This window comes from Vibrio sp. B1FLJ16 (assembly GCF_905175385.1).
Classification (GTDB): domain Bacteria; phylum Pseudomonadota; class Gammaproteobacteria; order Enterobacterales; family Vibrionaceae; genus Vibrio.
Map to the genome: position 1 here is coordinate 291,961 of NZ_HG992750.1, position 16,318 is coordinate 308,278.

Consider the following 16,318-nt stretch of genomic DNA (forward strand, 5'->3'; position numbering starts at 1 on the left):
ATGAGGCCTACTTAAGCCACTGTTATTTAATAATAAAAGTTAAACGGAATCCCATCTGGCTTGAAGTATGCATCTGGTTGCATTGGCTGGTAAATAATACCCTATTTTGCATTAACTAAAACAAGATGAATATAAGATATAAAGGAATATATATGTTGAAATTCGTTAAAGCGTTATCTGTTATGACTTGTGCTTTACTTTTGCATTCGAACGCACAAGCAGGGGACATATTAATTGATGATTTTTCTACCAACCAAGGTCCTGTAAGTGACCTAGTCGTGGATGATATGGGCAGCTCCAACCAAGGTTTTACGAGTGGTAGTATCGGAGGATATCGTGATATCTATGTTGAAGAAGTGGATAACGGCATAGGCACTGGTGATGATGATTCCCTGGGAATTCATGTTCAGGTATCAAACGGTCGCTTTAGTGCGACGCTCGATGATCTCGTTAAAGGGTTTGCTGTCGTAACCTATGACGGTGCAAATGAAGTCGGCAGCGACTGGGAGACTGGTGTAGATACCAATGGTTTAATGAGTCAGGACTGGTCAGGCACGACTGGATTCCTGTTCGAAGACATTTCTAATGACGTTATTGCGCCGGTTCAGTTAGTTGTCTGGACAAATGACAGCATGGACGGAGTAACATTCGTTAAGCATATTCTCGATTTTGCAACTTTTGGTAATATCAACGATGGCGGATTATATGATGCGATTATCCCTGTAGCCTGGTTTGATAACCATGAAAACATCAATTGGGCGAGTGTAGGTGCGTTCCAGGCTATCTTTAACTTAGATAGCACTCAGGATCTCGATAATAGTGAAATAAGCGTCGACTTAAGTCTGTCTCGTGCCGTTGCAGTTGAAGTGCCAGAGCCTGCAGCTCTATCCATGTTTGGTGCTGGTATTTTAATGTTAGGTTTTGTGGGATCCAGACGCAGAAAAAATCAGTAAATACAGGCTCTTCTATTTTATTTAACTAATGCAGTGTGCTTGGTGCTTGGCATACGCTTCTGAAGTGAAGCTAGCACAAGCTTTTGGGAACTATAGCAACTTTACCAGCCAATTTCGTTACGCCACTAATGACAACGGCGGGATTCTCTAAGAATCTCGCCGTTTATATTTGTGTAACTAATTTTTGCCTTCTTTAATTGTGAGAATATTTTTATTCTTAAAATTAGAAAGTTGTTTGTATTTGATTGGTTAGTGTTCTGAGCACAATTGCGAATCGAAGGTATTCTTGTCGATGGCAGGCATTTTGTCGATCTGCTGGAAACCCCAAATAACTACCGCTAAAAAAAGTAGAGGGAAGGCGAGATGGAACATTGCTGTTATTCGAGCAATGGCACCTGTCTTAACTCGTGTTGGTCTATAAACTTTCACGTTACTTGGCGGGAATCGACCCTCTTTGAGACTTGTAATACCTTTGGGTATCAGGGCAAACGCTGTAAATAGAAAGAGAAGTGCTGGCATAGCAATGAATATGATATGCCAAAGGTAATCGGCACCATTGAGGCCAAACAACTCATAGCAATGAGGGCGTTTACCAAAATCTTTCATCATTGGGTCTAGCCACTGTACTGAGAGAACGAAGCCAGGTAAAGCAAGCAGGATAGCCAGTAAGATCCGGATGGTCTTTTCTTTCTTTGTGTATCCTTGTGCGTATTCCAATCTCTGGTGTCCTTTGCTGTAAAGAGTTCCGACATTTTCTCAGAGCACTCTTTATGACATCTAGTCATTTTGGCCTTTAACAACGCTCATCATGCAATCTGCCTAGTGAAATAACAAAATTAAATCAGAGAGTTAACTCGCATATTAGTTTCGTAATTGGAAAGGTATAACCTGGTTCTCGGGGAAAATCACACCCTGTACTACGCTTGTCTTTGGAAAGAATAGGTATGATAGGTAGGTGTCGTAGGAAGGATGTTTCGGTTGTATTGCTTGTTTGGCGTTTTCAGAGTCGTAACGCCACTATTACTGAAATTGGTGGCGTTAATATTGTCGAGCGATTAAAAACCTCGGTTTTTCCAGAACTGCCCTTCGTCACGTGCGATAACTTTGAATGTTTTCTCAGCGATGGTTTTACCTTGCATCTCTAGTGTCATTCGCCATTCACCTAAGTTACTTTCCAGTCCGTTAATTGGGCACAGTAGCTGAATAGTGTCACCAAGATAAAAGTGCCAATCATTGCTACGTACATACACTTCACCGTCAAAAGGCGCCAGTATTTTCCCTTTTTTGTTAACGATACCCGGGTGATGAATACAAAACTCTAAAAGCTGTCCTTTCGCTTTTTTAATGTTAACGGTAAATCCAAATTCAACCCCTTCATCGGCAGTAACGACTTGAGTGAACTCTTTAATTCGAGGTAACTCTTTGGCTTTTGCATCCCAATGGGAATAAATTCCATAGGACGTCATTTCTATAACTGGAGTACGTTTGGCCACACTGGTTCTCGCTAATGAATTCTGCAGTGATTCTACCAAATACATTTCGGGCTTGAAACAGAACTCAGTTATGCCTGTTGCTTTGGTGAGAAATTCCGATGTCGCGGTTTTAGTGACCTTGTGTGAAATTGGCGGGTGGTGGGCGAAATATCAATTACAACGCTAGTAGCGCTACTATCAAAATTTTATGCAATCATAGTTTTCAGGGTGTTCCTACCCGATCCGCAGGGATTAGTATAGCGAGGCTTAATACTTAACTTGATGGAATAAGGTAAAACTATGAATAAGTCTCTCGCAGCTATTGGGTTATCACTGGCAATGTTTGGTTCCGCGCATGCAGCAAACTGGGGATATGAAGGTAATCATGGTCCTGAGCATTGGGGCGAGTTTGCATCTGAATGTGCGCTAGGTAAAAACCAAAGCCCGATTAATATCCAGTCAGCAACGCAAGCAGAGTTAGCTAAACTGCAATTGGACTATAAAGGCAAAGTGGTTGCACTGACGAACAATGGTCATACACTGCAAACCAGTTTAGAGGGTGAAAATAGTCTGTTGGTCGATGGCAAGCAATTCACTCTTAAGCAATTTCATTTCCACACGCCGTCAGAAAACCATGTAGATGGTAGGTCCTATCCTCTAGAGGCGCATTACGTTCATGCAGACAAACAAGGGAACCTAGCGGTTGTTGCGGTATTCTTCGAACAAGGTGACGCAAACCCTGCACTTGCTAGCTTGCTGGAGAATGTCCCAGAGAAAGACAATAACGTGACTATCCGCGCGCCATTTGATGCGAGTGCACTAATACCTGCCGACAAAGATTACTACCGTTTCAATGGTTCATTAACCACACCGCCTTGTTCTGAAGGTGTTCGTTGGTTAGTGATCCAAGAGCCGCAAACTATCTCTGCGACTCAGATTGAAAAGTTTGAAAAAGCAATGGGCGAGAACAACCGTCCGGTTCAGCCATTGAATGCACGTATGATTTTGTCTAAGTAGTGAAATTTTTTAAATAACAATGTCACTAACCAGAGTTTAAGTGAAATAGCCCACTGATAGTGGGCTATTTTTTATGTAGCGTTTAATAATTGTCGTCGTTTTGATCTACAGAGTTGGCCATTTGAATTGGGTCCAACTTAAGGGTCTGAGTCGGGAAGGCGATGTCTGCATCGTGCTCTTTAATGATATTCACGACCTGCAGTAATACATCTTGTTTTACTTCGTGGTAACGTACCCAGTTCACTGTTTTAGTGAAGGTGTAGATAAAGAAGTTTAGCGAGGAATCCCCGAAGGAATCGAAGTTTACAATTAGGGTTTGGCGCGCATCGATATCTTTATGATTCTTCAGCATCTCTTTGATTGCATGAATAACTTCCGGTATTTTTTCTGCATCGTCATAACGAAGACCGATTTTTTCATAGATTCGTCGGTTCAGCATTCTTGATGGATTTTCCACAACGATGTTACTGAATACCGAGTTAGGTACGTATAGTGGGCGCTTGTCAAAGGTACGGATAATGGTCATGCGCCAGCCGATACGTTCAACCGTACCTTCTATCTCGCGGTCAGGCGAGCGAATCCAGTCACCGACTTTAAACGGGCGGTCGAAGTAAATCATCAAACCACCAAAAAAGTTAGACAATAAATCCTTAGCGGCTAAACCTACGATCAAACCGCCGACACCACCGAATGTCAGCAGACCTGACAGAGACAAGCCAAAGGCCTGCATGATGGTAAGGATACCTAACGTGATAAAGAACAAACGTGCGACTTTTGCGATGGCCTGTACAGTGGTTTCGTCACGATTGTTCTTCTTAAGAACGTAATCCTCGACATTGCTGATGAGTCTCATCAAGGTCCAGATGAGAACGCTGATGATCAAAATAAGCTTTAGTGTGCTCAGCCAGTCTATTTTATCGTTCAGTTCGCTCTCAAGGATGATGCCGAGAGAGACTGTCGCGGGCCAACACCAGATCAATGTACTCACTGGCGCTTTTAACGCTTCGAGTAACATATCATCCCAATGAAATTGTGTTTTTTCGACAAGAATAGCGAGACGGGAATGGATGATTCGCCAAGCGATCCAAGCGATTAAGCTCGCAAGTGTGATGAAAAGAACACTGCTGCTCCACTCCTCACTATGGGCGAGAATGTAGCTTTGTAAACTGATAAACCATTGTGTCATAAGTAACTTTGTTTTTTATAAACTGTGAGGGGAAAGGTAGCAGAAATTAAACCTGTACCCCAGTTAAACCTTATTTAACTTGTGAGTTAGAGATTAGATTTGGATAACATTACCTTGCGTACGTGGAACCGTTAATTATAAACTCTTTGACTTATTGCTAACACTAAGTGCAAGCAATTATGAGAGGGTATGGCCACTTAAATTAGCGGAGCCAGATATGGAATTTACAGAGCAGGATCGAAACGCGCTCTACGACACTTGGATGTCACAGAAAGCCAAAATGCACATTACTCAAATGGACATGGCAAAACGTCTCGGTTTGAACCTACATGAGTTTTCAGGATTATTACGCGGGAATTCGCACCTGACATTAGGTTTTGTTCAACAGCTGTGCGAACAACTGCATGTGCGTCCAAATCAAGTGATTCCGTCTTTAATGGAGCGAGATATGGCTGCTATCGGATCGGTGCTATTGCAAAATAGGGTAACGGTGGATGGCGATATCAGCAATGTGTTTATCGACGGTAATCAGGTTGTGATCGAATACGTTCACCAAGTTAGCTAATCGCATACAGGCTGTATGGCGCAAATAGTGCCCGACCCGAGTGGTTGCTAATTCGCGTGGTATGAAGAGCAATAAAAAACGAGCCCTGGAGCTCGTTTTTGCTTTTCTGCATTGCTGCGGGGTGTCTATGGCATTTTCACTAGAGAGTCTTGTGAAAGATCTGCAATAGTTTTTGCCCCAGTCAATGTCATGGCAACGCGCATTTCTTTGTCGTATAGATCAAGCAAGTTCTCAACTCCAGCGCCACCTTGTGCCGCCAAAGCATAGACGAATGAACGCCCCAGAAGCGTACAGTCAGCACCAAGTGCCAGCATACGAACCACATCTAAGCCTGTACGGATCCCTGAGTCAGCGAAGATCTTCAGATCGCCTTTTACTGCGTCTGCGATGCTTGGCAGTGCTTTAGCGGTAGAAAGAACACCGTCTAACTGGCGACCACCGTGGTTAGATACCACGATGCCATCGGCACCGAAACGTACCGCATCTTTTGCATCTTCTTCATCCAGAATACCTTTGATCACCATCGGGCCATCCCAGAAGTCGCGAATCCATTCCAGATCTTTCCATGAGATTGAAGGGTCAAAGTTTGCACCTAGCCAGCCGATGTAATCTTCCAGCTTAGTCGGTTCACCACGGTAAGTAGAGATATTACCCAAATCGTGTGGCTTACCAAGCATGCCCACGTCCAGCGCCCAGCTAGGGTGACGCATAGACTGGAATACACGGCGCATCGCTGCGTTCGGGCCACTCATACCTGAGTGCATGTCACGGTAACGTGCGCCCGGAACCGGCATGTCAACGGTAAACACCAGTGTTGTCACACCCGCTGCTTTTGCGCGCTCCAGAACGTTTTTCATAAAGCCACGATCTTTCAGTACGTATAGCTGGAACCACATTGGACGGTCAATAGCAGGAGCTACTTCTTCAATTGGACAAACTGAAACGGTAGACATGGTGAATGGAATACCTTTCTTCTCTGCTGCCTTTGCCGCCTGAACTTCGCCGCGGCGCGCATACATGCCTGTTAAGCCAACAGGAGCAAGTGCAATAGGCATTGCCAGTTTCTCACCAAAGATCTCTGTTTCAAGGCTCAAATCAGCCATGTCACGCAGGACGCGTTGACGCAGTGCTACATCGCCTAAATCGTCAGTGTTGCGCTTCAGGGTACGTTCATCGTAAGAGCCGCCATCAATATAGTGGAACAAAAATGGAGGTAGCTTAGCTTTAGCGGCTGCGCGGTAATCGGTTGAAGCAGATATAATCATAATTGTGTCCTAGCGTTTATTCTAAGCAAAGTTGTGGAGCGTTTTTCTCATCGCGACGGCGTCGCTGACGACATCAGAATATTGAGAGTTACCAGTGAATTACGACGACCAGATAACGTCATTCAAGTAATCTATTTACATAACTGATTGAACAATCGTGGCGCAATTATTCAATCAGTTAGGCAAAATGATTGAAAGCGACACAGTTACAGGGGGCTTTGAAAGCTAAACTAACTTTCGGGGTGGTTCTGTTGATAACTGTGCCAAAACAGTGCAGGGCGGTGAGGCCCTGCGTCTTCATTTATTTCATTAGTACATCTGTAGTCTGGAGTCCGTAAATCAGAGCGAGACCAATAATGCCTGTCATAACAAGGTAGTAGAATGTCGGGATAACGGTTTTACGTAGAGTTGCACCCTCGCGCCCTAACAAACCGACCGTTGCTGAAGCAGCAACAACGTTATGGATCGCTATCATATTACCTGCTGCGGCACCAACAGCTTGCAGGGATACAACCACCACACTAGATATAGACAGCGTCTGGGCCACCTCAAACTGGAACTGGCTGAACATCATGTTCGATACCGTGTTCGAACCGGCGATAAATGCGCCCAGCGCACCAATAGTTGCACTCAGTGCCGGGAACGCAGAGCCAACAAGGTCAGAGGCAAAGTTCGCGGTTGTAACGGGCATACTTGCAAGGTCAGCAGCGTTCACACCAGAGTTGATGAAGATACGTACCATTGGAATTGTGAATACCAGTACGAAGCCTGCACCAATCAGTGTTTTGCTTGACTCACCAAATGCTTCACGGAGTGGTTTAGCGCTGCCGCTTTGTAGCACGGCTGCAAGCAGAGCGACAAATACCAGGATGCCACCAGGCAGGTATAGCGGTTGAATAGCCGCGCTGACACCTGCTTCACCCAGAATGTTGCTGAATGAAACGCTGATGCTTTGCAGGAAGCCCTTAAACTCTGTGCTAACACGGCTAGCGACTAGAATCACGGCCAGCATTACGTATGGTACCCAGGCTTTCACAAGGCTCATTGGCTTACCGTAGTTCTCTTGCATGTTCATTTTAAGAGAGCCTAACCACTCTGCTGGCCATTTGTCCTCGCTTTCAAAATCCCATGTTGTTTTTGGTACCAGGAAGCCTTTCTTAGCGGCAGTTACGACAATTGCAAGACCAACCAGACCACCAATCAGAGACGGGAACTCAGCGCCCAGGAAAATACCTGTTAACGCGTAAGGAATCGTGAATGATATACCCGCAAACAATGCGAATGGCAGAATATCCAGGCCTTCAGTCCAGCTTCGTTTCTTACCGAAGAATCGGGTTAGCATCACTGCCATCAATACAGGAATCAAGGTACCTACTACTGCGTGAATTACCGCGACGTGTGAAGTGATATCTTGCAGGTATGCTTCCCATGTCGATCCACCAGCTACCAGTGTCTCCGTAATGTTGTGTGAATCCAGACCTTTATTTACACCAACAATGATTGGTGTACCTACAGCACCGAATGATACGGGAGTAGACTGAATCATCATGCCCATTAGTACAGCTGCCATCGCCGGGAAGCCAATAGCGACTAATAATGGTGCTGCAATTGCTGCTGGTGTACCGAAGCCAGATGCACCTTCGATGAACGAACCAAAACACCATGCGATGATGATCGTTTGAATACGGCGGTCAGCAGATATATCCGTAAATCCGTTACGGATAGTGGTGATCGCTCCGGTGTGTTTTAAAGTGTTGAGCAAGAAGATAGCGCCAAACACGATCCAGAGAACAGATACAGTAATTCCTAGACCTTGGAATACTGACGCCAGCACACGAGTAGCTGACATATCCCAAAAGAAAAGGGCAATAGCGACGGTCATACCGAACGCGACAGGCATGGCTTTTTTTGCGGGCCAGTTGAGACCAACCAGTAAAATGGCGGCCATAACGATTGGCGAAAATGCCACAAGGGCAAGTAGGGTTTCACTCATTTGTACATCCTTCGTTCGCTAACTTCTCGAACGGGGTATTCCGTTGTAGAGGCGACTTTTGTTGTAATGTTTTTGTTGTGATCGTTTTGTTAACTGGGCGTGAATTTACTCCTTTATTTTTTCTTGATATAGGGAAATAATGAAAATAATTAATTCCAAAAATGACATAATGAGATGCGAGCAGACGATTTAATCCTATTTTCTCAAGTAATCGAACTGGGTAGTTTTAGCAAGGTTGCAGAGGCAAATAACCTTACAAATTCGGTAGTTAGTAAAAGAATGGCGAGATTGGAAGAAGAAATCGGCGCTCAGCTATTATATCGAACAACGCGTAAATTGACCCTGACAGAAGCAGGAAAGGTGTTACTGAACAGTGCTAAAAATGTGAAGCAAGCCACTCAGGAAGCTATGGATGCGGTTGCAGGCTTTGGAGAGAACATCACCGGCCATATCAAAATGTCTGTGCCATCCATATCTGGAGACTTGATTCTAGCTGATGCAGTCGCGGAGTTTTGTAACCTTCATCCGGGGTTAACTGTCGACATGTCACTGGATAATCGCTTTGTTGATCTCGTGGCTGACGGCTATGATCTTGTCATTCGCACTGGTTACCTGGAAGACTCTAGTTTAATTGCGCGACACATTCTTGATTCTCAATGGGTCGTATGTGCCTCGCCTTCGTATATAGCAAAAAATGGTAAGCCAATCGAACCGATAGATTTAACGCGTCACAACTGCTTCCAATATGCCTACCAAACCACAGGCGCTTCGGACTGGGAGTTCAAGAGTGATGAAGGCAACTATATAGTCAGAGTATCAGGTAGTTTTTCAACCGATAACGCCACCGCGCTTCGTAAAGCCGCATTAGGCGGGCACGGTATCGCCTATGTGCCTCGCTGCCTGGTCTATCATGATATTCGCAATGGTCAGCTGGTTGATATTCTCCCTGAGTTAGTTGGCAAAAAGCTGGGCATCTACGCGGTATATCCGTTTACCCGGCAGCCCCCAAACAAAGTGAAGCTGTTGATCGAGCACATCCGAGATCGCTACCTGACCATTTCTCATTACTTCTAGGTGCCTCATGGATTTTATAAATGTTTCATTCTGCTGGTTGAAATCAGGTCTCGCTGCCCTAAGGTATGTGTTGAGAATTACTCTCAATTACAATCAAGATAATAGATAAACGGAGCAACACGGACGTTATGCATTACCCAAAAACTCGTAAAGATTCTGTCGTGGACAGCTATTTTGGCCATGATATCGTCGATACTTATCGTTGGTTAGAAGATGACCGCAGTGAAGAAACAGCCAACTGGGTTTCTACCCAGAACTCAGTAACTTTTGACTTCCTTGGACAAGTTCCTTACCGCCAGAAAATCCGTGACTTGGTGGCAAACAGTCAGAACTACGAAAAATATTCACAGCCATTTGTTCGCGGCGATTACACCTATTTCTATAAAAATGATGGCTTGCAGAATCAAAGCGTCCTTTACCGACATAAAGGAGAAGGTGAGGCAGAAGTATTCCTGGATCCAAATACTTTCTCTGAAGACGGTACGACATCGCTCGGAGAGGTGAGTTTTTCAAAAGATAACCATTTAGTCGCGTACTCCATCTCTGAAGGCGGCAGTGACTGGCGTAAGATTTTTGTGATTGACGCAGAAACCAAACAACAGTTAGAGCCTGAAATCATCGACGCAAAATTTACCTCGATTTCGTGGCTGGGCAGTAAAGGCTTCTACTACTCAAGTTACGATAAGCCGAAGGGGAGTGAGTTGTCTGCTCGTACTGAGCAGCACAAACTTTATTATCATCAGCTGGGTACAGCACAGTCGCAAGACACAGTCATTTTTGGTGCGTCAGATGACCAAAAGCATCGCTATGTTTCTGGTACGACAACGACGGATGACCGTTACCTGATTATTTCCGGTGCCGAGTCTACCTCTGGTAACCGTCTGTTCTATATCGACTTGAGCTCTGAAGCCCAAGAGGTAGTAATGTTGCGTGATACAACCGACGGTGACACTTACCTAGTTGATAACCAGGATGATACGCTGCTGTTTTACACCAACCTCGAAGCGCCAAACGGCAAAGTAGTGAGCTATAACACTCGGACGTCACAATGGGCAGATGTTATCACTGAGCAAGAGCAGCCGTTAGAAGTCGGCAAAGGCGGTGGTTACTTGTTCGCGACTTACATGGTTGATGTTTTATCGAGAGTGCAACAGTTCAACTATCAGGGGGAGTGGATTCGTGATGTTAAGTTGCCCGGTGAAGGTACGGCCTATGGCTTAGCGGGTAAGAAAGAAGAATCGACGCTTTATTACACATTCACGAATTACGTAACCCCTCCGACAATTTTTTCTTTTGATGTCGAAACGGGTGAGTCGAAACTTTATCAAGAATCCAAAGCACCTTTTGATCGCAGTGAGTATGAGTCAAAACAGGTTTTCTACACATCAAAAGACGGTACCAAAGTACCGATGATCGTCTCATACAAAAAGGGTATTAAGTTTGATGGCAGTGCGCCAACCATACTGTACGGTTATGGTGGTTTTAATATCAGCCTGACACCGATGTTCTCAGGTAATGTAGCCAATTGGCTGGAACTGGGTGGTATCTATGTCGTCGCAAATATGCGAGGAGGCGGCGAGTACGGAAAAGCTTGGCATAACGCTGGTACTCAGCAACAAAAGCAGAACGTGTTTGATGATTTTATTGCAGCGGCGGAATACCTGATTGAGAACAACTACACCAGCTCTGAGCGTCTGGCTATTCGTGGTGGCTCGAATGGTGGGTTGCTGGTGGGTGCATGCATGACTCAGCGACCTGAGTTATTCCAAGTGGCACTGCCTGCGGTTGGTGTACTTGATATGCTGCGTTATCACACATTCACTTCTGGTGAAGGCTGGAAATATGACTATGGCACTTCCGAGCAAAATGAGGAGATGTTCAAGTATCTGCTTGGTTATTCACCAGTGCACAATGTCAAACAGGGCGTGCAATACCCAGCAACGCTCGTAACAACAGCTGATCATGATGATCGCGTTGTACCGGCTCACTCCTATAAGTTTATTGCAGAGCTGCAAGAGAAACATCAGGGTGAGAATCCGGTACTAATCCGTATTGATGTAAATGCCGGTCATGGAGCAGGTATGCCGCTAAGTAAGCAAATTGATCTCACCACCGATGTATATGCGTTTACGCTCTACAATATGGGGATTCAAAACGTATAGTGTATAAAAAATGCCGCGAATGAATCGCGGCATTTTTCATGGTTGGGAGCAAATCAAACTACATCAAGTTTAGGGTGATATAGCTAGGTCAACAGACCCTAATCAGGTTGACTAAGCCTGACTATTTGAACCCAGCCAGTGTCGGCGGCCAAACCGAAAGGCAGCTACGCCTATTTTCGAAGAGATACGAAGTTTTGTTTATCTCGAGCTGAGGTTATTTAAGCCTAGTTCAAAACAATGACACTGCGATGAACTTAGGCAGCTTCATATTGATTTTCATGGTTTTCATTTCTAAATGTGGCGTCAATCTACTAGTACATACGGATTAGTTATAAAGGCGTGCAGTCGCGGTCTCTCCGGATGCCATCGCCTGTAACTGTAGAAACTGCTCGTGGGCGTGCGAGACACGATCCAACTCAAGCATCCATTCTGCATTACGTTGCGCGGAACAAAACGCTGCTATTTTCGCAAGTAAGTCTTCACTTTGTTGGGCGAGTAAATCCTTCAACCTTACTATGAGGTCGTGCCTTTCTAGCTGTAAGAACTGGAACAGCGCATAGGCTTGATTCAGCACGGAAAACGCGTCCCGATGTTGTCCCAGTCTGTTAAGAATCTCAGATTGTGCGATGCTGGCATCACGTAAGCCACTGATCAAGCATACAAACTGGCAAGGCTTTGTTTGGTTGTTTTCTAACGCCTTCTGGATATGACAAGGCAAATGATTGAGTACCTCCTCGTATAAACGATGAGCTTCAGGCCAGTGACCTTGTTGCATTAATTGCCCTGCTTTTATGTAGCGCATCCAACATTGCTCAATATCCATATCCATCTCTGCAAAATTTGATTTACCGAAATATTAAATGAAAATAATTATCAATTGCAAGGGTGTTGTTTTGAATTTTGTATTGTGTTGCTGTTTATAAAGTGTTCAACTGAATCGCGATGGAACGTAAATCACTTAAAATTAAACAAATAATCTCTACACTCAAGTGACGACAATAAGAAAAGGAAGTGGATATGGCAATACTGAGATTGGAATCCAAGGAACTGTATTCTGTAGCTGATCTAGAGAATATGCCATGTAAGTCTACCAAGGAACTTCCTCCGATTGATGAAATCGTGGGACAAGAGCGCGCTCAGAAGGCGGTTGAGTTTGCCATGTCCATCAAGGAGAAAGGGTACAATATTTACGCGATTGGTCAGAACGGGCTAGGTAAACGTACCATGATTCTGCGTTATCTGAACCGTCATCAACACGATGTGGAAGCTTTGTTTGACTGGTGTTATGTCGCGAACTTTGAAGACACCCGTACGCCAAAGGTATTAAAACTACCTTGTGGCATCGGTAATAAACTACGTCTAGATATCGAAGCTTTAATGGGCAAATTGCTTAATGCCTTACCACTGGCTTTTGATAATGAAATGTACTTTAGCCGGGCGGATCGTTTAAAAAACCAACTTGCTAACAAGCAGCAAAATGAGTTGGATCGCATCAGTAAGGAAGCGAAAGACAAAGGCATTAGCCTGACAATTACGACTCAAGGTGATTACCAGTTTGTAGCAATGAATGGTGAAGAGGAGTTGCATACTGAAGAGTCTTTTGATGCTTTGAGTAAAAAAGAGCAGGAACAGTTCAGTGATGCAATTGATGAACTCGAAGTAGCATTGCGTTCTATGGTGCGCGAGCTGACTGAATGGGAAGAAACCTACAGTGACAAAATTCAGAAGCTCAATGATGAAGTGACTCTGGATGTGATCACTCATTTCATCAAAACGCTTAAGCTTGACTACTCACAATACTCAGAAATTAAAACCTACTTGACTGATCTGCAGAAAGACATCGTCGAGAATGCTGATATTTTTCTGGATCAAACTGGTGAACAAGGCGAAATTGCTACGGCTTCACTTGATAAGAAATTACCACGTCGTTACAAAGTCAATGTGCTGGTTAGTCGCTGTAACAGTGACTTCCCGATTGTGGTCGAAGAGAATCCGAATTATCACTCTCTGTTTGGTTCTATTGAAACGGCGACGTTTAAAGGCACCGTATTTACTGACTTTTCACTTATCCGTGCGGGCAGTCTGCATAAAGCCAATGGTGGTGTGCTCCTGATGGATGCGCAGAAAGTTCTGGAACAACCCTATGTATGGGATGGTTTGAAGCGCGCGATTCGTTCGCGTCAGCTTAGTTTCACCTCGCTAGAGAAAGAAGTGACGTTGACTGGCGCGGTATCACTCGATCCGGAACCTATTCCTTTAGATATAAAGATCATTCTGTTTGGTGACTACCGAACTTATCAGCTGTTACAACATTATGATCCGGAGTTTAGTGAACTGTTCCGCGTAACGGCCGACTTTGAAGATGAAATGCCGCGCACGCCGGAGTCTGAACTGCATTACGCACGCTTTATCTCCAGTGTCGTCAATGATAACAACATGCTGCATTGCGACCGAAAAGCCATTGCGCGCATTATTGAGTACAGTTCACGCTTGTCTGGCGACCAAACCAAGTTGTCACTTCATTCTGCGAATATTGCCAACCTACTTCGCGAGTCCAATTACGTTGCCCGCCAGGCTAACTCGAATATGATCCGGACCGGTCACGTTCAGGAAGCGATGAAGAATCAGGAAATGCGTGTTAGTCGATTACGTGACAGTGTAATGGAAACCTATGTAAACGGGACGACCTTGATACGAACAGAAGGTTCGGCAGTGGGTCAGGTCAATGCGCTCTCCGTATTAAGTACCAGCGACTATATGTTTGGTGCACCAAACCGCATTACAGCGACTACCTGCTACGGTGACGGCGATGTGATTGATATCGAGCGCAGCGTTGATCTAGGTGGCAGCCTCCACTCCAAAGGGGTAATGATCTTATCTGCGTATTTGTCGTCGGTGTTTGGTAAAACGGCGAGAGTACCTCTTACAACCACCATCACCTTTGAGCAGTCTTACGGCGGCGTAGATGGGGACAGTGCCAGTATGGCAGAGCTTTGTGCGGTTGCGTCTGCGTTCTCCAAGCAGCCGAACCGTCAGGATATTGCCATTACAGGTTCGATGAATCAGTTTGGCGAAGCGCAGCCAATTGGTGGCGTTAATGAAAAGATTGAAGGCTTTTACGACGTGTGTGAGATTAAAGGTCGTCATGACGGACAAGGCGTTATTATTCCGGCTTCTAACGTTCACAATTTGATGCTGCGTGCTGATATCGTCAAGGCGGTAGAAAAAGGAGAGTTCAACATATGGGCTATCGATCATGTTACCGAAGCGATCGAACTGTTTACCGGAAAAGTAGCCGGCGAGCCAACTGAAGAAGGCTCTTACCCGATAGATACCATCTTTGGTATTGCTCAGGCTAAGCTTAATGCTCTTAGAAAATAATCATCACCATAAGAGCTGAGCTTATCATTGCGTAAAACGAGAAAAGGCACTTTAGAGTGCCTTTTTCTTTTTTGCATTCTGCTCTGCAAGAATACTATCTAAGCGATTACTTCAACTTCAGTTTAGTACCATCGAACTTAAGGTGGCTGAGTAAACTCTTGGCGTTTTCTTTCCCTATATCGTCGAACTCCATGCCGTAACGGGAGTAGTGCGTCGATTTTTGAAGGTTGCAGACCCGGCCTTTAAGCGGAGCGAGTAAGCGGTTGCCTCCGGGCATCGCAAGATCGAGTGATATTTCATCACCAACATGGAGCGGTCTGCTCATTGGCGATGTGACAAAGCGACAACCACTACGTGATAAATCACGGATCTCACATTCATTACGATACCCGCTAAGGTGTACGTAAGCTTTTAAATTTACCTCGTAGCGTACTTCCTTTCTGAGCTGGAATACCTGCATTGTCCTTGGCAAATCGAGCACCAATAACGGGTAGGGCTCATCTAAGCGATGGATCAACTGTGCCCGAAAAGGAATTATTGCTCCTTCGCCTCGCTGCGAATAGGCTTTTACGTTTAGCCAGAACCCCTCTTGAAAGTAGTACTTTAGATCTTCATCTGAAATATGTGGTACTTCAATAAGTGCGGTATGGTTCGAATGACAACCAATAAAAGTGCTGGTTGTCATAAATTTGGTGCCTACTGGTGTTGTTACACTTAGGGTAACTTCACTGCCATGTTCTACCATGGCCATCGCATCGGTACTGTTTAATATACTGGACTGGCGTTCTGGTTCTTTCTTGGTTTTTGAAGGTGACGTGCTCTCTCTGGCACTGGTTAGAGTATTTTTCATTATTATTGTCGTACCTGAACGATGACTGATATAACTTTGCTTCCTAGCGAGGTTATGATTTTATTCAGTCACATAGTTCAATTCAATAAATTAGCATCAAAAAAAGTGAGGAAATTGTGAAAAAGGTGATACACGATGTCGAAAGTGGCGTTTTTTTAGTGGATCTTGAGCAAGGATTTAACGCAAGAGTGGTTTATCAAATTCAAGATGGTGTGATGCACATAACGTCAACGGTGGTTCCTGCAGAACTTAGAGGCAAAGGCTGCGGAAAATTGATGATGGAAGCGGTGTTGCCTGAAATTGAATCACTTGGCTATAAAGTGGTACCTGTTTGTCCTTATGTGGCGTACTACATTGATAAAAATAAGCAGTGGGCACACCTTTTGGCATAGGAGGGGTG

General features: G+C 44.7%; 14 protein-coding genes. 7 read left to right on the top strand and 7 right to left on the bottom strand.

The window, feature by feature from the left end; all coding sequences use genetic code 11:
- The first annotated feature begins 152 nt into the window (after nucleotides 1-152).
- Complete coding sequence (locus tag KHN79_RS15425) at nucleotides 153-953, top strand: PEP-CTERM sorting domain-containing protein (RefSeq protein ID WP_182010181.1); 801 nt, start codon at nucleotides 153-155, stop codon at nucleotides 951-953.
- Between the two features lie 249 nt (nucleotides 954-1,202).
- Here the strand turns inward: KHN79_RS15425 and KHN79_RS15430 are convergent, their stop codons facing one another.
- Together KHN79_RS15430 and KHN79_RS15435 are read right to left on the bottom strand one after the other, a co-directional pair.
- Nucleotides 1,203-1,670 (bottom strand): hypothetical protein, encoded by a 468-nt coding sequence (locus tag KHN79_RS15430; protein WP_182010180.1) that lies wholly within the window; start codon nucleotides 1,668-1,670, stop codon nucleotides 1,203-1,205.
- 338 nt (nucleotides 1,671-2,008) lie between these two features.
- The gene (locus KHN79_RS15435) at nucleotides 2,009-2,446 is read right to left on the bottom strand and encodes a DUF3859 domain-containing protein (RefSeq protein WP_182010179.1); all 438 of its coding nucleotides are present in this window, start codon (nucleotides 2,444-2,446) and stop codon (nucleotides 2,009-2,011) included.
- A gap of 279 nt (nucleotides 2,447-2,725) precedes the next feature.
- Between KHN79_RS15435 and KHN79_RS15440 the strand changes: the two genes are divergently transcribed.
- The gene (locus KHN79_RS15440; protein WP_182010178.1) at nucleotides 2,726-3,442 is read left to right on the top strand and encodes a carbonic anhydrase; all 717 of its coding nucleotides are present in this window, start codon (nucleotides 2,726-2,728) and stop codon (nucleotides 3,440-3,442) included.
- 82 nt (nucleotides 3,443-3,524) lie between these two features.
- On the opposite strand, the gene KHN79_RS15445 is transcribed toward KHN79_RS15440, so the two are convergent.
- Nucleotides 3,525-4,628: a mechanosensitive ion channel family protein gene (locus tag KHN79_RS15445; protein WP_182010177.1), complete on the bottom strand. Its 1,104-nt coding sequence runs from the start codon at nucleotides 4,626-4,628 to the stop codon at nucleotides 3,525-3,527.
- Between the two features lie 217 nt (nucleotides 4,629-4,845).
- On the opposite strand from KHN79_RS15445, the gene KHN79_RS15450 reads away from it, so the two are divergent.
- On the top strand, nucleotides 4,846-5,193 hold the full coding sequence (locus tag KHN79_RS15450) for an XRE family transcriptional regulator (protein ID WP_182010176.1): 348 nt from the start codon (nucleotides 4,846-4,848) through the stop codon (nucleotides 5,191-5,193).
- A gap of 125 nt (nucleotides 5,194-5,318) precedes the next feature.
- Here the strand turns inward: KHN79_RS15450 and lldD are convergent, their stop codons facing one another.
- Complete coding sequence (gene lldD, locus KHN79_RS15455; RefSeq protein WP_182010175.1) at nucleotides 5,319-6,458, bottom strand: FMN-dependent L-lactate dehydrogenase LldD; 1,140 nt, start codon at nucleotides 6,456-6,458, stop codon at nucleotides 5,319-5,321.
- Between the two features lie 301 nt (nucleotides 6,459-6,759).
- Nucleotides 6,760-8,451 (bottom strand): L-lactate permease, encoded by a 1,692-nt coding sequence (locus tag KHN79_RS15460; protein ID WP_182010174.1) that lies wholly within the window; start codon nucleotides 8,449-8,451, stop codon nucleotides 6,760-6,762.
- 174 nt (nucleotides 8,452-8,625) lie between these two features.
- Here KHN79_RS15460 and KHN79_RS15465 point away from each other — a divergent pair, with 174 nt between their 5' ends.
- Together KHN79_RS15465 and KHN79_RS15470 are read left to right on the top strand one after the other, a co-directional pair.
- Nucleotides 8,626-9,525: a LysR family transcriptional regulator gene (locus tag KHN79_RS15465; RefSeq protein ID WP_182010173.1), complete on the top strand. Its 900-nt coding sequence runs from the start codon at nucleotides 8,626-8,628 to the stop codon at nucleotides 9,523-9,525.
- Between the two features lie 128 nt (nucleotides 9,526-9,653).
- Nucleotides 9,654-11,687: a prolyl oligopeptidase family serine peptidase gene (locus tag KHN79_RS15470; RefSeq protein ID WP_182010172.1), complete on the top strand. Its 2,034-nt coding sequence runs from the start codon at nucleotides 9,654-9,656 to the stop codon at nucleotides 11,685-11,687.
- Nucleotides 11,688-12,012: 325 nt separating this feature from the next.
- On the opposite strand, the gene KHN79_RS15475 is transcribed toward KHN79_RS15470, so the two are convergent.
- Nucleotides 12,013-12,510 carry a hypothetical protein gene (locus KHN79_RS15475; RefSeq protein WP_182010171.1) on the bottom strand — a complete coding sequence of 166 codons (498 nt, stop codon included), beginning with the start codon at nucleotides 12,508-12,510 and terminating at the stop codon, nucleotides 12,013-12,015.
- A 194-nt stretch (nucleotides 12,511-12,704) separates the two neighbouring features.
- Between KHN79_RS15475 and KHN79_RS15480 the strand changes: the two genes are divergently transcribed.
- Nucleotides 12,705-15,068: an ATP-binding protein gene (locus KHN79_RS15480; RefSeq protein ID WP_182010170.1), complete on the top strand. Its 2,364-nt coding sequence runs from the start codon at nucleotides 12,705-12,707 to the stop codon at nucleotides 15,066-15,068.
- A 106-nt stretch (nucleotides 15,069-15,174) separates the two neighbouring features.
- Here the strand turns inward: KHN79_RS15480 and KHN79_RS15485 are convergent, their stop codons facing one another.
- On the bottom strand, nucleotides 15,175-15,918 hold the full coding sequence (locus KHN79_RS15485) for a flagellar brake protein (protein ID WP_182010169.1): 744 nt from the start codon (nucleotides 15,916-15,918) through the stop codon (nucleotides 15,175-15,177).
- A 116-nt stretch (nucleotides 15,919-16,034) separates the two neighbouring features.
- Between KHN79_RS15485 and KHN79_RS15490 the strand changes: the two genes are divergently transcribed.
- Nucleotides 16,035-16,310, top strand: a complete 276-nt coding sequence (locus tag KHN79_RS15490) for a GNAT family N-acetyltransferase (RefSeq protein WP_182010168.1) — start codon at nucleotides 16,035-16,037, stop codon at nucleotides 16,308-16,310.
- Nucleotides 16,311-16,318: the final 8 nt, after the last annotated feature.